This window comes from Inquilinus sp. (assembly GCF_057815775.1).
Genome location: NZ_JBYRFX010000459.1, coordinates 1 through 2,152 on the forward strand (window position 1 = coordinate 1; position 2,152 = coordinate 2,152).

Here is a 2,152-nt window from a genome sequence, read left to right on the forward strand (position 1 = left end):
GGCCGGCCGGCGGCATCCAGCGGCACCAGGTTTTCCATCGTGCCGACCAGGGCGACCGCGCGCACCGATTCGCGCGTCACCGCCGGCAGCTGGGCGCAGGCGGCGACAACGGCCGTCCACCAATCCTCGGGTTCCTGCTCCTGCCCGCCGCCGGATGTCGCCCGGGTGGGGTAGCGCGCCTCGGCCTGCCGCACCGGGCGGCCGTCGCCATCGAAGGCGACGAGCTTGAGCGCCGTGGTGCCGAGATCGAAGACCAGGAGGATGCTCATCGCGCCGCCGCCATGCCGAAGCGGCGCAACATCACCGCGGCGATGATGATCGCGCCGGTCACCATCTTCTGGAAGAAGGGTTCGACATTGAGGATGGTCAGCCCGTTGGCCAGCACGGCGATGATGGCGACGCCGACCGCGGTGCCCAGCAGGTTCGGCCGGCCGCCGCGGAAGGCTGTCGTACCGAGGAAGACGGCGGCATAGGCCGGCAGCAGGAAGCCTTCGCCCATGGTGTGCTGCACGCTGCCCAGCCGCGCCGCCAGCAGCACGCCGGCCAGGCCGGACAACGCGGCGGCAAGGGCGAAGACGGTGACGATGGGCCGGCCTATCGGCACCCCGGCCAGCCGCGCCGCCTCACGATTGCTGCCGATCGCGATCAGCCGCCGGCCGAACACGGTGCAGGCCAGGACGAAGCCGCCGGCCAGCAGCACGGCCAGCATCCACAGCGTCAGCACGGGCACCGGCCCGGCCATGGCGCGGGCCAGGATGGTGAAATCCGCCGGAATGCCCTGGAACAGGCTGGCGCCGCCGGACAGCCAGTAGGCGAGGCCGGAGACGATGGTGCCGAGCGCCAGGGTGGCGATGAAGGATGGCGCCCGCAGCCCGTGCACGATCAGGCCGTTGACCGCGCCGAACCCGGCACAGGCCAGCAGCGTCAGCAGCACCGAAGGCGCCGTGCCGGTGCCGGCCGCGAGCAGCTTGACCACCAGCACGCCGGCGAAGGAGGCGACGAAGCCGACCGAGAGGTCGAATTCGCCGATCACCATGACGAAGGTCGCCGCCGTGGCGATGATCGCCAGGATCGCCATCTGCTGGGTGACGTTGAGCAGATTCGCGGCGGTGGCGAAGGCGTCGGGGCGGGCCAGGGCGAAGCCGAGCGCCAGCACCAGCAGTGCCGCCGGCGTGCCGAAGCGTTCGACCAGCCGGGACGGCAGGACGGCGTCAGCCGGCACGGTGGGCAACCGTCAGAGCACTGCCGGTCATGGGCAGGTCACGCCGAGGCTTTCGCGCGTCACCAGCGTGCCGGGGGCGTAGAGCTCGGCCGCATCCGGCTTGCCCCCGGCGAACACCTTGGCCATCTGGTCCACCGTGATCCGGGACATGTCGCCGAAGTTCTGCCGCACCGTGGCGATGAAGGGGGTGCATTGCCGGATCAGGTCGACCGCCTGGGGGTTGCCGTCGATGCCGGCGATGACGATGTCGCTGCGTCCGGCCGCCTGCAGCGCCAGCAGGGCGCCGATCCCCGGTTCGTCCCACGCCGCCCAGACCGCGTTGATCGCGCCGGGCGCCGGGTTGGCGGCCAGCATCGCCTCCATCGCGTTGCGGCTGTCGTCGATCTGGCCCGGCACCTGGACGTAGTGGTCGGCCACCTGGTGGATGCCGGGCATTGCCTGCAGCGCTTCGTCGAGCGCGATCTCGCGCTGGTGCACGCCGGGATGGGCGGAGAAGAAGAAGCGGACGATGCTGCCCTGGCCGCCCAGCCGGCCGAACAGATAGTCGGTCATGACCTTGCCGAGGGCGTGGTTGTCGGAGGTGACGTTCAGCGTCACGCCCGGCGCCGGCGCCCCGTCGATGGTGAAGACCGGGATGCCGGCGACGGCCGCCTTGCCGACCTGGTCCTGGATCTGCGCCGGGTTGATCGAGACCAGCACGATGGCCCCGGTGTGGGCGTTGACCACATCCTCGACCCGGCTGGCCAGGGCGCCGAAATCGCCCGCGGGGTCGACCACCGAGACGGTCCAGCCGCGCGCCGCGGCGTCGGCCTTGAGGGTCTCGACCATCTCGCCGGTCGCGACCGCGGAGAGATAGGGCGTCAGCACCGACACCGTCTCGGCCGCCGCCGGGCCTGCGAGGCCTGCGAAGCCCGCCGCCAGCACCGCCGC

Annotated in this window: 3 protein-coding genes; all 3 read right to left on the reverse strand. The window is 71.8% G+C overall.

The annotated features are described in order from the left end of the window. A partial coding sequence (locus AC3XYG_RS16360) for an FGGY family carbohydrate kinase (protein ID WP_489140912.1) occupies positions 1-269 on the reverse strand: 269 nt, incomplete at its 3' end. Beyond that, positions 266-1,222, reverse strand: coding sequence for an ABC transporter permease (locus tag AC3XYG_RS16365; protein WP_489140913.1), 957 nt, complete (start codon positions 1,220-1,222; stop codon positions 266-268). The genes AC3XYG_RS16365 and AC3XYG_RS16360, both read right to left, overlap by 4 nt. A gap of 27 nt (positions 1,223-1,249) precedes the next feature. After that, the coding region (locus tag AC3XYG_RS16370; RefSeq protein WP_489140914.1) for a substrate-binding domain-containing protein at positions 1,250-2,152 on the reverse strand (903 nt) is incomplete at its 5' end.